At 29.8% G+C, this 16023-nt stretch carries 13 protein-coding genes; 12 read left to right on the top strand and 1 reads right to left on the bottom strand.

The genetic code is table 11. The annotated features are described in order from the left end of the window. Positions 1-40 precede the first annotated feature (40 nt). The 3 genes from Q1A46_RS10895 to Q1A46_RS10885 all read left to right on the top strand — a co-directional run bounded on the left by Q1A46_RS10895 (position 41) and on the right by Q1A46_RS10885 (position 1624). Positions 41-724: a peptidoglycan DD-metalloendopeptidase family protein gene (locus Q1A46_RS10895; RefSeq protein WP_299678083.1), complete on the top strand. Its 684-nt coding sequence runs from the start codon at positions 41-43 to the stop codon at positions 722-724. After that, positions 714-1181, top strand: a complete 468-nt coding sequence (locus Q1A46_RS10890; RefSeq protein WP_299678080.1) for a DUF6495 family protein — start codon at positions 714-716, stop codon at positions 1179-1181. Before Q1A46_RS10895 ends, Q1A46_RS10890 begins: the two co-directional genes overlap by 11 nt. Positions 1182-1246: 65 nt before the next feature. Next, positions 1247-1624 carry a lipocalin family protein gene (locus Q1A46_RS10885; protein ID WP_095072539.1) on the top strand — a complete coding sequence of 126 codons (378 nt, stop codon included), beginning with the start codon at positions 1247-1249 and terminating at the stop codon, positions 1622-1624. On the opposite strand, the gene Q1A46_RS10880 is transcribed toward Q1A46_RS10885, so the two are convergent. After that, positions 1601-2293 carry an NAD-dependent deacylase gene (locus tag Q1A46_RS10880; RefSeq protein WP_299678074.1) on the bottom strand — a complete coding sequence of 231 codons (693 nt, stop codon included), beginning with the start codon at positions 2291-2293 and terminating at the stop codon, positions 1601-1603. The genes Q1A46_RS10885 and Q1A46_RS10880 overlap by 24 nt on opposite strands. 34 nt (positions 2294-2327) lie before the next feature. Between Q1A46_RS10880 and Q1A46_RS10875 the strand changes: the two genes are divergently transcribed. The 9 genes from Q1A46_RS10875 to Q1A46_RS10835 all read left to right on the top strand — a co-directional run bounded on the left by Q1A46_RS10875 (position 2328) and on the right by Q1A46_RS10835 (position 15908). After that, a complete protein-coding gene (locus Q1A46_RS10875; protein WP_299678071.1) occupies positions 2328-2996 on the top strand; it encodes an RNA methyltransferase in 669 nt (222 codons plus the stop codon). 414 nt (positions 2997-3410) lie between these two features. After that, positions 3411-5732 carry a chondroitinase-B domain-containing protein gene (locus Q1A46_RS10870; RefSeq protein ID WP_299678068.1) on the top strand — a complete coding sequence of 774 codons (2322 nt, stop codon included), beginning with the start codon at positions 3411-3413 and terminating at the stop codon, positions 5730-5732. 4 nt (positions 5733-5736) lie between these two features. Continuing rightward, complete coding sequence (locus Q1A46_RS10865; protein ID WP_299678065.1) at positions 5737-8010, top strand: heparinase II/III family protein; 2274 nt, start codon at positions 5737-5739, stop codon at positions 8008-8010. 11 nt (positions 8011-8021) lie between these two features. Continuing rightward, the gene (locus Q1A46_RS10860) at positions 8022-8381 is read left to right on the top strand and encodes a cupin domain-containing protein (protein WP_299678062.1); all 360 of its coding nucleotides are present in this window, start codon (positions 8022-8024) and stop codon (positions 8379-8381) included. Positions 8382-8631: 250 nt separating this feature from the next. Then, positions 8632-11715, top strand: a complete 3084-nt coding sequence (locus tag Q1A46_RS10855; protein WP_299678059.1) for a TonB-dependent receptor — start codon at positions 8632-8634, stop codon at positions 11713-11715. Positions 11716-11724: 9 nt separating this feature from the next. Then, positions 11725-13152 (top strand): RagB/SusD family nutrient uptake outer membrane protein, encoded by a 1428-nt coding sequence (locus Q1A46_RS10850; protein WP_299678056.1) that lies wholly within the window; start codon positions 11725-11727, stop codon positions 13150-13152. 16 nt (positions 13153-13168) lie between these two features. Beyond that, on the top strand, positions 13169-14170 hold the full coding sequence (locus Q1A46_RS10845; protein ID WP_299678053.1) for a PKD domain-containing protein: 1002 nt from the start codon (positions 13169-13171) through the stop codon (positions 14168-14170). 7 nt (positions 14171-14177) lie between these two features. Further along, positions 14178-15089: a polysaccharide lyase family 7 protein gene (locus Q1A46_RS10840; RefSeq protein ID WP_299678050.1), complete on the top strand. Its 912-nt coding sequence runs from the start codon at positions 14178-14180 to the stop codon at positions 15087-15089. A 105-nt stretch (positions 15090-15194) separates the two neighbouring features. Next, positions 15195-15908: a FadR/GntR family transcriptional regulator gene (locus Q1A46_RS10835; RefSeq protein ID WP_299678047.1), complete on the top strand. Its 714-nt coding sequence runs from the start codon at positions 15195-15197 to the stop codon at positions 15906-15908. Positions 15909-16023: the final 115 nt, after the last annotated feature.

The following is a 16023-nucleotide window of genomic DNA, read 5'->3' as shown; positions in this document are numbered from 1 at the left end:
TAGAAGTGCAGTTTTAACTGCACTTTTTTATTTTTATAACATGAAAGAAATATTAAATTCAATAGCAAAAACTAGTTTAAAAGTTATAGATACTAATTTAGCTATTAATAATTATACACCTATTTCTATATCAACGAAAAACGAAGATTTAAATACTTTTGATGTAAGTTCTTCAGAAGAATGGTCTTTATATTTAAAGAAGTTTTTAAAAGAGAAAAATGCTAAAGTAGCTTTTGGAGGGTATATTGAAAAAAGAGACATTTATAAAAGAAGTACTTACTTTAATTCTTCAGAAGAAAATGAGCGAAATATTCATTTAGGAATTGATTTATGGTGTGATGCAGGAACAAAAGTCCTTGCAGTTTTAGACGGAGAAATACACAGTTTTAAAAATAACTTGAATCATGGAGATTATGGACCAACAATAATTATCAAACATCAAGTAGAAGATATTGAGTTTTATAGTTTATATGGTCATTTGTCCTTAGATTCATTGGAGAATATTGAAGTTGGACAAAAAGTAACTCAGGAAGAAGTTATTGGATGTTTAGGAGAAAATACTGTAAATGGAGATTATGCACCACATTTACATTTTCAATTAATTATAGATATGCAAGGTAAGAAAGGAGATTATCCAGGGGTTTGTTCAAAAGAAGATGTAGATTTTTATCAACAAAATTGTCCAAATCCAAATTTACTATTAAAATTGCCGAATGAAATATAGACAGCTAACAAAAGAACAGTTCGAAAGTTTGCATGAAGAATTTTCAAAGTTTTTAGCAACACAGGGAGTAGATTTTAATGAGTGGAAAAAAATTAAAGAAAACCAACCTTCTTTAGCAGAAAATGAATTGAATTTATTTAGTGATATTGTTTGGGAAAATGTATTAAATAGAACTAAATATCTAGAACATTTTTCTAAAAATACGATAAATCTCTTTGAATGTAAAGAAGATAAAATTTCAAGAATAGTAATTAAAGTTCATAAAGAAGTTGATTTATTGGCACAAAATGATTATAATTGGTTACTGGAAAATTATGATACTGAAGAAGTGGAGTTACTTAACGGAACAAAAACATATTCTTCAGAGAGGAACATAGAAATATTTGATTTAATAGAAAAGGGAAGCGCCATAAGTAAAGGTGATTTATATAATTTTTTTAAAAAAATTATAAGTTAATTATCAACAATTACAATTTTGGTCTAACTTTTGTTTATTTTTGAGTAAAAACACAATCTATCAAAATGAAGAAATTAGTATTAGCATTATTTTTAGGTTTATTAACTTTCACTGTTAAGGCACAAGAAGTGGAAACAATCTTAACTTCTGGAAAATGGTTCATAGAATCTATTCAAGAAAAAGGTGAAGAACCTGAATTAGCATCGAATAAAACCGATGAATGGTTAGTATTTTCTAAAGATGGAAAAGTTGAAGAGAATCACTTTGGTGATTCTAAAACCTTTTCATGGACTTACGATAAGAGTAAGAAAATGATTAAACTTTCTGGAGATGAAACAATTTTCCATAGAGTTATTGAAATTTCTGAAAGTAAACTTATCATCGAGTTAGTAGAAGATCTTGAGAACTCAGACGACAATTTAATGATTACTTACATCAAGTAATTCTAATAATTTTTTTGTCCCCAAAGAAGCTACGTCTTTAATAATTGTTAAATTGTTAAAGGCGTTTTTATTTACCATAGGTTTAGGATCAATAAAATATATTGGTGTTTCTTCCTTAATAAAATTGATTAAACTAGCTGCAGGATAAACTTGCATTGAGGTTCCAATGATAACTAAAACATCTGCTTGTTCAACAATTTCAACAGCTTTTGGTATCATAGGTACATCTTCACCAAACCATACGATGTAAGGACGTAATTGAGAGCCATCTTTAGCTTTGTCACCAATATTTATATCTTTAGTCCATTCACAAATAAAATCATCTGAAATCGAACTTTTTGCTTTTAAAAGCTCTCCATGCAAATGAATAATATGTGAACTTTTAGCTCGTTCATGTAAATCATCAACATTTTGTGTAATGATATGTACTTCAAATTCATCTTCTAACTTTTTCAGATTATAGTGAGCTTCATTAGGAGAAACGTCAAATAGTTGTTTTCTTCTTTGATTGTAAAAATCTAAAACCAATTCAGGATTATTCCTAAAACCTTGTGGAGAAGCTACTTCCATAATATCATGACCTTCCCATAATCCATCAGCATCTCTAAAAGTATTTATTCCACTTTCTGCGCTAATTCCAGCTCCTGTAAGTACAACTAATTTTTTCATGTTTCTAAAGTAATAATTTTTATAAGTTTGTGGTATGATAGATGAAGAATTATTACAATATTTAGAAGGTTACGTTACAGACAATAGAAAGCAAACATTTAAAGAGGTACTAGCTAATAGAACTAAGCATTTTACTGTAGTTTTAGAGAATGTATTTCAACCACATAATGCGAGTGCTGTAGTAAGAAGTTGTGATATTTTCGGAATTCAAGATGTATATACTGTAGAGAATAGTTATGTCAACAAGGTTTCAAGAAAAATAGCTAAAGGAAGTCAAAAATGGTTAGATTTTCATCGATTTAAATCTCAAAACAATAATACTCAAGAATGTTTTGAAGATTTAAAGAATAAAGGATATCAAATTATAGCTACAACACCACATAACGATTCTTGTTATTTATCTGATTTTGATATCACTAAAAAATCTGCTTTTGTTTTTGGAGTAGAAAGAGAAGGAGTTTCTGAATTTATGATGGAAAATGCAGACGGTTATTTGAAAATTCCAATGGTAGGTTTTACAGAAAGTTTAAATATTTCCGTTGCTGCTGCTATTATACTTCAAGATGTTACGACTCGTTTAAGAAAATCTGATGTAAGTTGGCAATTAACGAAAGAAGAACAGTTAACGATTTATTCAGAGTGGATTGAAAAGTCTATTAAAAACGTAGATAAATTCAAAAAGTTTTACGAAGACAATAAATAGTATGAATTTCCTTTTAAAGTTAATTAGAACTTTAAGTTTACTGATTTCTATAATTTGTTTAGTCTTATTGATTTTTACCAACAAAACAGGTGAAAGAGGAATGATAATAGTTTTATTATTACCTCTGTTTTTTATTTCTTCATTAATATTTCTGTCTGTTTATAAAAAAAGATAAAACAAAGACCTTAAACACAAGTAAAAAATATTTCACACTTAATTGCTTATACTTTATTTCTTACAATTTATTGGCTTAAATTTTAATAATAACTTAAAATAATCATGTTATTTTTTGTAGAGTATTAATTTTTTTTTAAGTTTGGTCAACCAATCTGGTAAACCAGTTAAGAGCATACTATTTTAAAACTATTAAAATGTTATGTTTATGTAACCAGAAAATTTAATAGCTACAGTATAATGGGGAAAATTATCCTAAAAGTAAGAAAGTTTATTTTATGTTTAATTGTTATTGCAATATCTTTCAGTTGTAATAAAGTTGCTAAAAATGAGATTTTAGTAGAAAATAAAAAAGCTTTGAAAGAAGCTATTCATAATTCAAAACCAGGAGATGTTATTTTGCTATCGAATGGTGAGTGGAAAGATCTTGAATTAAAGTTTTATGCAGTAGGAACAGAAAATGCTCCAATTGTACTTAAGGCACAGGAAAAAGGAAAAGTGTTTATTACAGGTAAGTCTTATTTGAAAATTGGAGGAGAATATTTAAAAATTAAAGATTTACATTTTAAAGATGGATATACAACTGATAAAGCTGTAATTCGTTTTAAGATAGATAATAACAAAATCGCAAAAAATTGTACAGTTTCTAATTGTGTAATTGAGAATTTTACTCAACCAGATAGAAATAAAAAAGATCATTGGGTTGAATTTTGGGGACAGAAAAATCAGTTAGATCATTGTTATATAACAGGAAAAGGTAATCAAGGACCAACACTTAGAGTTTTCTTAAAAGGAAATGAAAACATAAATACTTATCATAAAATTTTCGCTAATCATTTTGGACCTAGACCAAGAAAAGGAGGTCCTAGAGCTGAAACTATGCAAATAGGTGATAGTTATACTTCAATGACTCCAGCTTATGTTAAAGTAGAAAATAATTATTTTGAAAAGTGTAATGGAGAAGTAGAAATTATTTCAAGTAAGTCTAATTTTAATGAGTTTAACCATAATATTTTTTATCAATGTGAAGGCTCTTTGGTACTAAGACATGGAAATTATAATAGAATAAATGGAAACATTTTTATAGGTAGTGATAGTTCTGAATTCATTGGAGGAATTAGAGTTATAAATACTGGTCATTGGATTACCAATAACTATTTCTATAATTTAAAAGGAAAAGAGTTTAGAGCGCCATTAGCTGTAATGAATGGTATACCTAAATCTCCTTTAAATAGATATAATCAAGTAACAGATGTTGTAGTTGCTAATAATAGTTGGGTGAATTGTAAATCGCCATTTCATATTGGTGTAGGAGCAAATTTAGAGCAAAGAGATGTTTTACCGCCTTCTGAAATTAGATCAGCAAGACCAGAAAGAGTTATTATAGCAAATAATATTTTATTTAATCAAACAAAAGAAGATATTCCGATTGTTACTTATGACAAAGTTGATGGGATTACATTTTATAAAAACCTGACTAATAATTTAAATAAAAGTAAGGTTCAAACTGAAGGGATTTTAACTCAAAAGTTTGAATTGAAAACAGAGTCAAGTTGGTTGCAAATTCCAACAACGATAAATGTTATTCCTTATAATGGATTTGAATTTAAAGATCGAATTACTGCTGATCTATTCGGGAATAAAAGAGTAAATAATACTATCGGAGCCATTCAAATTGATGGTAAAAATATTAGTAAAGAAATAAAAACAAATCAATACGGAACAGATTGGTTTCATCCAAATGATAAAAAAGTAACTGAAGAAGAGTTTACAGCAAGTAATGCTATGGAATTAAAAGCTGCTATTGAAAAAACTAAGGAGAAAGCAGTTATTTACTTAACAGGGAATGATTATGAGTTCGAAACTTCTCTTGATATTAAAAAGAAGATAAAAATTACTCCAAAAGACTCAAACGAAAAAATAAATTTCATCTTCACATCTTCAGCTTTAGCGTTTGTTTTACATCCAAATTCTAACTTAGAAATATCAGGGTTAAATCTGAAAGGAAACAGAAAGAATAAGGCATTTACTACTTTAAAAGAGTTTATGCATTCGCCATACAATTTAGTTGTAAACGATATAAGTGTAGAAGATTTTCAAACAATTTTAGAAGTTTCTAAAGGATCATTTGCAGATGAAATTAGTATTAAAAACACACAATTTACGAACTGTGAAAATGGAATTCTTTTAAATAAAGAAACTAATGATAAGGGAGATTATAATGCAGAGTTTTTAAGAATAGAGAATACTACTTTTAATAAGATAAAAAACAATGTAGTTGATTATTATAGAGGTGGATATGATGAATCTACAATAGGAGGGAATTTGATATTAAAAAACTCAAAATTCATTAACAGCGGAAGAGGAACTAAAAATGAGATTTTAATTAAAACAAGAGGAATTGTAAATATGGTTTTTGAAGACAATACATTTACAAATAATGCAGTAGATTATATCGCTATTTTGTGGGGAGCAAAAGGTCAAAAAGGAGTGAATAATACAATTCAAAACTCTGGAATATTGAAAGTAGAAGAAAACTTAGCGCTAAAATTAATCTACTAATCCCATGTTAAGAACAATTCAAATTATTCCGATTCTTTTATTGCTTTCGTTTCTTTCATGTAAAACAAATGAGAGTCAAACAAAAACAGATAAGAACACAACAGCTCATCCTAACTTGATGTTAACTATAGATGGCGTAAATAGCATCAAAAAGAATTTAAAAACGACACCTTTATTCGATCAAACATTAGAACAAACCCAAAATGAAGTAGATGCGCAAATAGCCAAAGGAATTGATATTCCTATTCCAAAAGATATGGCTGGAGGTTATCCTCATACTCAGCATAAAATAAATTATGCGGTAATGCAAAAAGCAGGACTTTTATTTCAAATTTTAGGTGATGAAAAATATGCAGCTTACATAAAAGAAATGTTAATGGGATATGCCGATTTATATCCAAAATTAGATCGTCATCCCGAAACAAGATCATATGCAAGAGGTAAAATATTTTGGCAATGTTTAAACGATGCAAATTGGTTAGTGTATACAAGTCAGGCTTACGATTGTATTTACAATTGGTTATCGAAGGAAGATAGAAGTCATTTAGAAGAAAATCTATTCAGACCCTTTGCTGATTTCTTATCAGTAGAAACTCCTCAATTTTTTAATCGTATTCATAACCATAGTACTTGGGGCTGTGTTGCAGTTGGTATGATTGGTTTGGTTATGAACGATGATGAATTGGTAAATAGAGCTTTATATGGTATAAAAAAAGATGGGATTTCAAATGAAGCTTTAGATAATGACGGTGGTTTAATTAAGTCTAAAGATGGAAAAGCAGGATTTCTAGCAAATTTAGATAGCCCATTTTCTCCTGATGGATATTATACAGAAGGACCGTATTATCACAGATATGCATTGTATCCTTTTTTAATTTTTGCTCAAGCACTTCAAAACAAAAAACCAGAACTTAAAATTTTTGAATACAAGAATGGTGTTTTACTAAAGTCTGTAGATGCGATTTTAAATCTAACAGATGAAGATGGTGATTTCTTTCCTTTAAATGACGGACAAAAAGGAATGTCATACTACAATTCTTCTCTAATTTCTGCAGTCGATATCGCGTACTTCTATGGAAATCAAAATAAGCAACTATTATCAATAGCAAAAGCCCAAAATAAGGTTCAATTAGATGAAACCGGTATGGCTGTCTCTTTAGATATAAAAGAGGGGGTAGCAGAACCTTTTGAGAAAAGTTCAATTGAATTAACAGATGGAGCTAATGGTGATAAAGGAGCCATTGGTATTTTAAGAGGAACTTATAAGAATCAAAAATTGACTTTAGTAATGAAGTATTCTGCTCATGGTTTAAGTCATGGACATTTCGATAAACTTTCTTTTTCATTGTATGAAAATGGTGAAGAAGTAATTCAAGATTATGGATTATCAAGATTCGTAAATGTTGAACAAAAAAATGGTGGTGGGTATTTAAAAGAGAACAAAACCTGGGCAAAACAAACTATTGCACATAATACCATTACGGTAAATCAAACCTCTCAATACAAAGGAAAGTTTAAAGAGAGTAGTAAAAATCATTCAGAGAAGTATTTGTTTAACAGCTCCGATAAGAAAGTACAAGTTGTAAGCGCTATAGAAAATAATGCATATAATAATGTTGGACTTCAAAGAACAATGGTTTTGGTAACAGATACTAATTTAGCAGCTCCTTTTGTTTTAGATATCAATAAAGTAAAATCTAAAAATAACAACACTTATGATTTGCCTTTTTATTATTTCGGACAAGTAATTGGAACGAATTTAAAGTTAGAAACTTCTTCTCAATTAAATACTTTGGGTGATACAAATGGGTATCAACATTTATGGAAAGAAGCTGAAGCAAAACCTTTAAATCAATTCACACATTTTACATGGTTAAATCATAATAAATTCTATTCGATATCTTCTGTATCTGAAACAAATGAAGATTACATTTTAGGAAGAATAGGTGCAAATGATCCTAATTTTAATTTAAGAAGAGATCCGGTTTTTATTCACCGTAAACAAAATAAGTCTAATACATTATTTGTAAATGTGATAGAATCTCACGGAAGTTATAATGCTGTACTTGAATTAGCAAAGCAATCAAAAAGTACTATAGAAAATACTAGCGTAATTTATGATGATAAAGATTACACCGCTGTAAAAATTGTATTTACTAATAAAGAACAACGCGTATTTATAATTTCAAATACAAATCCTTCAGAAAATACTAAACACGAATTAACTATAAAAGATAAGCATTACAAATGGCAGGGTGCTTACTATTTCAATAATTAAATAAAATAGAAATGAAAACATTTGAAGCGAGTAAAGAATTTCTCTTTGGAGATGAAATTGAATGGGAAGTAGTTGGGGAAGGAGTTAAACGTAAAATTATGGGATATGATGATAAAATCATGTTGGTTAAAGTACACTTTGAAGTTGGTGGAGTAGGACCAATGCACGAGCATTATCATTCTCAAGTTACTTATGTCGAAAGTGGAACTTTCGAATTAACTATAGGAAAAGAAACTAAAATGCTTAAGGGAGGAGATTGTTTTTACATTCCACCACACGTAATGCACGGAGCCATTTGTAGAGAAGCAGGAGTTTTAATTGATGTATTTAGTCCTATTCGTGAAGATTTTATGCAAAATACTGACAAATAATTTTTTATAAATCAAAAAATAATTTATATTTGGTTAACCAAACTGGTAAACCAATTTGTTTTGATCTAAAAAAAAAAGGATAGTTTAAGGTCCTATCCTTTTTATATACTTCTTTTGGAACCGAAGTAATATCAAGTGCAAAAGCAATCGACAAGGCAAAAATACTAAAGATATAAGAATTGCCAAAATCTGGTTTTAGATTTTGAACTTGAGTAAGATCGAAATGACACAAAAAAACAACAAACAAATTATGAAATTACAAACCAGATTAACTTTTATAGCAATGCTCTTCTGTTGGATTGCTATATCAGCTCAAGAAACCTTCACGGTGAGTGGTACAGTACTTGCCCAAGAAGACAATCAACCTATACCTGGTGCCAATGTGATCATTTTTGGTACAATTAAAGGTGTTTCTACAGATTTTGATGGTAAATTTTCTTTAAAAGTGAAGAAAGGAGAAGTTTTACAAATCTCAAGTATAGGTTTTAAAGATAGAGTGATCACAATTCAAAATAACAAAGAACTAACTATTGTCTTACAGCCCGAATCTAATGTACTTAATGAGGTTGTTGTTGTAGGTTATGGTTCTCAAAAGAAATCAAATGTAACAGGAGCTGTTTCAAAACTTGTTAATAAGGATTTAGAGCAAATTGGTGTTGCTCGTGTCGATGATGCTTTAGTAGGACAGGTTTCTGGGGTTAATATTCAAACTACTGAAGGAGAAGCAGGTTCTGCACCAACGATTAGAATTAGAGGAACAGGATCAATTTCAGGAGTTTCAGATCCATTAATTGTTGTTGATGGATTAGTAGTAGACAATGAGTTTTTAGGTTCTTTAGATATGAATGATGTTGCTTCTTTTGATGTACTAAAAGATGCTGCTTCAACGGCTATTTATGGATCTAGAGGTAGTAATGGTGTAATTCAAATCATTACTAAATCTGGAAAAGAGGGGAAAACAAAATTTTCGTACAATACTTTTACTGGATTGAAAGAAGCAAGAAGATCAGATGCTTATACATTTAGTTTGGCTAGAACTGCTCAAGCTGAATTAGCTTTAAATGGAGCTTTATCAGATAGAACAAGATATAAACAGTTAATTGGTACAGACAGAAGCTGGCAAGATGTTATTTTCGATGGAGGTACAATTACGAATCATTCATTTAGTGTTAGAGGAGGAACTAAAAAGACTAAGTTTAGTGCTAACTTAGGATATGTTCATGATGAAGGTGTTTTAATTACAGATGATTTTAAAAAATATAACTTAAAACTTAAAGTAGATACTAAGTTGTCAGATAAGTTTAAAGTAGGAATTAGCTTAACGCCTACATTTACTGATAGAAGACGTTTTGATGGTTCTGCTCATGATATTTTAAGACAACCATCTTGGCTACCATTATACATAGATGAAAATAATATTCAGTTCGTAAATCGATTAAGAGATAATGGAAGATGGGCAAATGTTCAAATTGGTGATTATGCAGTGCAACGTATGTTCGATGATTACGATTTAGTTACTGGCCAGCCTATTGCTACAGGAGGAACTGATATTAGTAACTCTTCAAATACAAACCCAGCAGCTAAAGTTTTAGAAAGAAATAGAACAGAAGAAAGGTTCAGGTTATTTGGTTCTATTTATGTGAATTATAAAGTTACAGATGATTTAGAGTTTAGAACTTCTTTTTCAGGTGATTTTGAACAAAGAAATGGATTCCGTTATTCTGGAGTTTTAGCGAATAGAAATGGAGCAGATGCAGCTTTTTTAACAACTTCAAATTTAAATAGAATTCACTTAGTTTCTGATAATTATTTTACATACAATCATGTGTTTAATGAAAAACACAATGTAAATGCTGTAGCAGGTTTTTCTACAGAAACATTCGATACAAGAACTCAATCTGTTACAGGAACAGGATTTACATCAGATATTTCTCAGACTTTAGATGCGGCAACTAATATTTCGAATAAATCTTCTTTACAATACGAGACAACATTTATGTCTTTCTTTGGAAGATTAAATTACGCATTTGATGATAAGTATTTAGTTTCTTTAAGTTTTAGAAGAGATGGTAGTTCTATTTTCGGACCAGATTCTAAATTCGGAAATTTCCCAGCAGCTTCTGTTGGTTGGATAGCAAGTAATGAAAAGTTCTTAGAAGAAAGTAATGTTATTTCTAACTTAAAACTTAGAGCAAGTTACGGTTTAAGTGGTAATAACAGATTAAATACAGGAGATGTATTAATTAATACTTATCCTTCAATAGCTTTACTTCAAGCTACATCAACAATTATTGATAATAATGTAGTTTCTGCTTTCGATCCTTTAAATCTTCCTAATCCAGATTTACAATGGGAACAATCTAGAGAAATCAATTTAGGTTTAGATTTTGGATTGTTTAATAACAGAATTAGTGGTGGAATAGACGTATATAAGAGAAACAACGACAAGCAACTATTATTTAACCCAGTTTCAGTAACTACCGGATTTGCTCAAGCTTTAGTTAATTTAGGAGAAGTTGAAAACAAAGGAATTGAACTAGAATTACAAACACGTAACATTGTTACTGAAGATTTTAGTTGGTCATCAACAATGTTAGCTTCAATGAACGAAAATGAATTAATCAATTTTGGAGATTCTGATGGTCAAATTCTTAATGTAGATTCAAAAAGAGCAGCAGAATGGATTAATTCAGTAGGAAATCCGGTAGCTTCTTTTTACGGTTGGGTAGTCGATAGAGAAATTCCTTTAGAGTTTATCAATGATCCTTTTCATCCTGTTGGAGCAGAAGCTCAAGATGTTTATGTAAAAGATTTAAATGGAGATGGATTAATCGATGATGATGATAAAACAATATTAGGAGATCCTTATCCAGATTTAGTTTGGAGTTTTTCAAATAGTTTTAGATATAAGAACTTAGATTTAAGTTTTATGTGGCAAGGAAGTCATGGTGCAGAAGTAAGAAATATGGGAGATCAGTATTTATTCAATCACTTTAATAGCTCACAAGATTTTAATACTGCAACAACGCCAGATCAAGAGTTTATTAAACAAAAAATATTTACAAATTCTATCATACAAGATGCATCTTACATTGCTTTAAGAAATGTAAATATTGGATATAATTTCTCTAATGATTTACCAGAAACTTTCGAGTTTTTCTCTAAAGCGAGAGTTTATATAACTGGCCAAAATTTATTGTATTTCACAGCAGATAATTATACAGGTTTTAATCCAGAATTCGTAGAGAATACAGGTCCATTAACTTTTGGTTATCAAAGAGCAGGTTCGCCAATTGCTAGAACCATTTCATTAGGATTAAACTTAGAATTTTAAAACAACACCATGAAACAAATAAAAAATATTTACGCAATATTAATTATCATTTTTATATCGTATTCATGTAGTGATAATTTCTTAGAGCCAGCACCTATTGGAACTCCAAATGGTGAAACATTTTACTCAAATGATGATGAACTTGAATTAGGAGTTATTAATATGTACGACGGAATTCAAGGAATTAATTCAACAAGTTCAAATGACAATCATGGAATTCAAGTTGAGTTTTACGTTACTGAAATGAGAAGTGATAACACACAAACAAAAAGTAGTGAAGGTGAAGCAGCTCAATTCGAAAACTATACAATAGAAGCAAATAACGGTATTGTAGCAGATTATTATCGTAGTTTTTATAATGTGATTTTTAGAGCAAATATTGTTTTAGAAAATTTAAATAATGCTACAGCAGCTAATCGCTCAAGATTCGAAGGTGAAGCAAAATTTGTTAGAGCTTATGCATATTTTAACTTAGTAAGATTATTTGGAGACATTCCACTAATAGATCGAGTTATTGCACCAGCAGACAAAGAAATTCAATTTACTAGAAAATCAAAAGATGAGGTATATACTTTAATTGAATCCGATTTAAATAGAGCTATAGAAACATTAACTAACGGTTCTAAAAACAGAGCTTCTAGAGCAGCAGCACAGACGTTATTAGCTAAAGTGTATATGACTACAGAAAATAAACGCTATTTAGAAGCACAACAATTATGTGAAAGTGTTATGAACTCTGGTTTTTCTTTAGAAACTAATTTTAAAGATATATACTTTAATGAAGGAAATAATGAAGTTATATTTTCAATAGGATACTTAGGAGATGATGCACAAAATAGTCAGAATTTTTCAGCAGAATGGTTAAATGCTGTGGGAAGAACAAGTGGAGTAAATTATGTAACTCCTGATGCTAAAGATGCTCTAGACAATTTTGGAGGAGATAGAACACAGTTTTCTTATAGAGTAGATCAAGCTCAGCCAACTAGATTTCAAGTTGTAAAATATATTCCAGATGGAGATGCAACTTTAGGGATAGATCCTACTTCTAGTAATCCAACTCAAGCAGGTAACGATTGGATTGTTTTGCGTTATGCGGATGTACTTTTATTACATGTAGAAGCTATCATGGGAACTTCTAATGAAACAAGTGTTCCTGCAGCTTTAGCTTCTTTTCAAGCTATTCGTGATAGAGCAGGATTACCAACCACAGTAACTAACATAACTAAAGATGATTTATTGTTAGAAAGAAGAGTAGAATTAGCTTTCGAAAATCATCGTCTTTTCGATTTGTTAAGATTTAATAAAGCGCAAGAAACATTAGCAACATTTTCTACTAACATTGGAGCTAGTTTTAGTGCTACAGATTTATTATTACCTATTCCACAAAGAGAAGTGAATTTAGGAGGTGGAATTTTAGAGCAAAATCCTGGTTATTAATTTAAAGAGCTTACAAATGAAAAAAATAAATAAATTCACATTTCAGAAGAAATATCTAACAAAAATTTTAGTTTTTGTAGGTATATTAATATTTGCGTCTTGCGACTTCGAATTTGAACTTCCTGAAGAAGGTTCAGTTGAAGATTTAACTCCTCCTTCAGCAGCTTTTGAATTTAATCAAAGTGCAGAGAATTTTAAATTATACAACTTCGCTAATTTGTCTACTAGTGCGACAAGTTTTAGTTGGAATTTTGGTGATGGAAATACATCTACAGATAAAGATGGTGTTAATGAATATCCAGGTGAAGGAAGTTATACTGTAACTTTAACAGTTTCAGATGCACTTGGTGTTGAAAGTACTATTTCTAAAACTATAGAAGTAATTGAACCAGAAGAACCAGATGTACCGGATCCTGTTTTAGTAAATGCAGATTTTACAAAATTACCGAAATCATCAGGTTCAGATTGTACATGTTCTGCTTGGATAAACAAAGATTTAGGTGATCAAGGTGAATCTAGTTCAGGTAATGGTGGATCAGATAATGTTTTAAAGTTTGATAATAATGAACCAGATCATATTTATCAAGAGTTTGAAGTTACTCCAAACGCAGACTATACAATTGAAGTTGTTGCTTCCTTTAAAGATTTAACAGGAGGTTCTTTTCCAAGTATGTTAGAAGTTAGAGCTTTAGCAGGTTCAGGATATGTAAGTGGTTACACGCCTATGTATTTTACAGAAACAACAGCTTTTCCACAGGAAAATTGGGGTTATACTTCGATATCTCAAGTTGAAGATGTAGCAAATAATCTTCTAGCAGAAACAATAGCTAATCCAAGTGATGATAGTTATATCACATATACTTATACTTTTAATTCAGGAGCAAATAATAGTGTAGCCTTATTTATTAGAGGTATCGGTGGACCAGCTACAGGAGGTGGCGGTGGAGATTTTGGTTATAATAGTGGAGATGAAGAAATTCGTGTAGATGCAATAACTATAACAGCAATCAATCTATAAAAATTTAATGAAAAGCATTCTAAAGAACATAGTAGCGCTTTTTGTATTGATATTCTTATCTGTAAACGCTACGTGTGTGGCGCAAAAAAGTAGCGTTTCAGGTAAGAAAAATAAGATCGAGAAAAAAAGGAAGAAACGAAAAAAGAGATTTAAACTTCCTAAAATAGATCTTACACATTGGAAAGTTACCATCCCGGAAGGAAATGATAAAGGAAAACCTTATGAGGTAAGTCCACCAGAAATTTTTGATTATGCTAATAATGATGTATTAAAAAAGTACATGTATAACGATTCTGCTAAAGGAGCTTTAGTGTTTTATGCAGAACCAAATATTACTACAGCAAATACAAAATATTCTCGTTCTGAACTACGTGAACAAATGAAGCCAGGAGATAATAACGTAAACTGGACCTTCAAACAAGGTGGTAGAATGAAGGGACAATTAGCTATTGATGAAATCTCTAGGAATAAGAAAGGAGAATATCATAAGACCATTATCATGCAAATTCATGGGAGATTAACAAATGAACAAAAAGAGTTAATAGGTCAAAAAGATAATAATGCTCCTCCAATTTTAAAAATATATTGGAAGAACGGTAAAGTAAGAGTTAAGACTAAAGTCCTAAAAAGTAAGACAGCAACATATAAAGAATTGTTGCATAAAGACGCTTGGGATGATGATGAAGGTTATACTTTTAAACAAAAAGTAGGTTTTAAAAAATTTACACTCGAAGTAAAAGTATCCGATGGAAAAATGGTAGTAATTTTAAACAATAATGAATTTAAGGTATATGAGAATATACATATGAAAAGATGGGGTATTTTCGAAAACTATTTTAAAGCAGGTAACTATTTTCAAACCAGAGATAAAGATGCATTTGCTAGAGTTCGATTTTATAAGCTAGAAGTATCACATTAATTAGCAGTTTATTTTTCAAAAAATAGCAGATAAATATAAACTTTAACAGATGTAATTTATTAAATTCGTAAATCGGAACTGGTTAACCAATTATACAAAAAGTACATGAAATTAGATATTTTAACAACAAATGACAGCGAAAATGTTCAAAAGAAAATCATTGCTCAAATTAGAGAATTGATAAACTTTAAGAACTTAGAACCAGGAGATAAGCTTCCTTCAGAGCGAATGTTGTCTGAAAAGTTTGGTGTCTCAAGAGGAAATATAAGAGAAGCTATTCAAAAACTTGAGTTTTATGGATTACTGAAATCAATTCCTCAAAGTGGAACTTTTGTAGCTAATATTGGTGTAATTGCTCTTAATGGTATGATTGAAGATATTCTAAGATTAGAAGATCCTAGTTTTAAATCTTTGGTTGAAACCAGAATTTTATTAGAGCTCAAAACTGCGAGATTAGCAGCTTTAAGACGTACTGATGAAGATTTAAAAGCTATGGCTCAAACTTTAGAAGCTTATACTGAAAAGGTAAATAAAGGTGAAGATGCTGTTCAAGAAGATTTATTATTTCATTTAGCAATAGCAAAAGCCAGTGGTAATAGTACAATTAATACTTTTATGTTAATGATTACGCCAGGTATTATTACCAATTTTGAAAAATACCATGTATGTGATAAAGGTTTAGCACAAAAAGGTATACAAGAACATTATGATATATATGAAGCGATAAAAGATCAAAATCCCCAATTAGCTAAACAAAAAATGAAAGATCATTTTAGTGTATTATATCAGTATTGTTATAACTCAGACAAAGAAATATAGAGTAGAACTTAAAACAGCTTTTTAATTAAATAAGCGAAAACAAACAAATTACATATTAATTCTTAAGGTTTAGATTTTAATCATCTGAAAACCTAATAGATATATCTTGAATTAT

The organism is uncultured Tenacibaculum sp. (genome assembly GCF_947502995.1).
In the GTDB taxonomy this organism is placed as follows: Bacteria; Bacteroidota; Bacteroidia; order Flavobacteriales; family Flavobacteriaceae; genus Polaribacter.
The sequence above is the reverse complement of the archived record's forward strand: the minus strand, read 5'-3'. Positions and strand labels throughout refer to the sequence as shown.

Bases quoted from the DNA above. Each gene is read 5' to 3' on its own strand.
- Q1A46_RS10895 (WP_299678083.1), top strand. From the start codon at position 41: ATGAAAGAAATATTAAATTCAATAGCAAAAACTAGTTTAAAAGTTATA.
- Q1A46_RS10890 (WP_299678080.1), top strand. From the start codon at position 714: ATGAAATATAGACAGCTAACAAAAGAACAGTTCGAAAGTTTGCATGAA.
- Q1A46_RS10885 (WP_095072539.1), top strand. From the start codon at position 1,247: ATGAAGAAATTAGTATTAGCATTATTTTTAGGTTTATTAACTTTCACT.
- Q1A46_RS10880 (WP_299678074.1), bottom strand. From the start codon at position 2,293: ATGAAAAAATTAGTTGTACTTACAGGAGCTGGAATTAGCGCAGAAAGT.
- Q1A46_RS10875 (WP_299678071.1), top strand. From the start codon at position 2,328: ATGATAGATGAAGAATTATTACAATATTTAGAAGGTTACGTTACAGAC.
- Q1A46_RS10870 (WP_299678068.1), top strand. From the start codon at position 3,411: ATGGGGAAAATTATCCTAAAAGTAAGAAAGTTTATTTTATGTTTAATT.
- Q1A46_RS10865 (WP_299678065.1), top strand. From the start codon at position 5,737: ATGTTAAGAACAATTCAAATTATTCCGATTCTTTTATTGCTTTCGTTT.
- Q1A46_RS10860 (WP_299678062.1), top strand. From the start codon at position 8,022: ATGAAAACATTTGAAGCGAGTAAAGAATTTCTCTTTGGAGATGAAATT.
- Q1A46_RS10855 (WP_299678059.1), top strand. From the start codon at position 8,632: ATGAAATTACAAACCAGATTAACTTTTATAGCAATGCTCTTCTGTTGG.
- Q1A46_RS10850 (WP_299678056.1), top strand. From the start codon at position 11,725: ATGAAACAAATAAAAAATATTTACGCAATATTAATTATCATTTTTATA.
- Q1A46_RS10845 (WP_299678053.1), top strand. From the start codon at position 13,169: ATGAAAAAAATAAATAAATTCACATTTCAGAAGAAATATCTAACAAAA.
- Q1A46_RS10840 (WP_299678050.1), top strand. From the start codon at position 14,178: ATGAAAAGCATTCTAAAGAACATAGTAGCGCTTTTTGTATTGATATTC.
- Q1A46_RS10835 (WP_299678047.1), top strand. From the start codon at position 15,195: ATGAAATTAGATATTTTAACAACAAATGACAGCGAAAATGTTCAAAAG.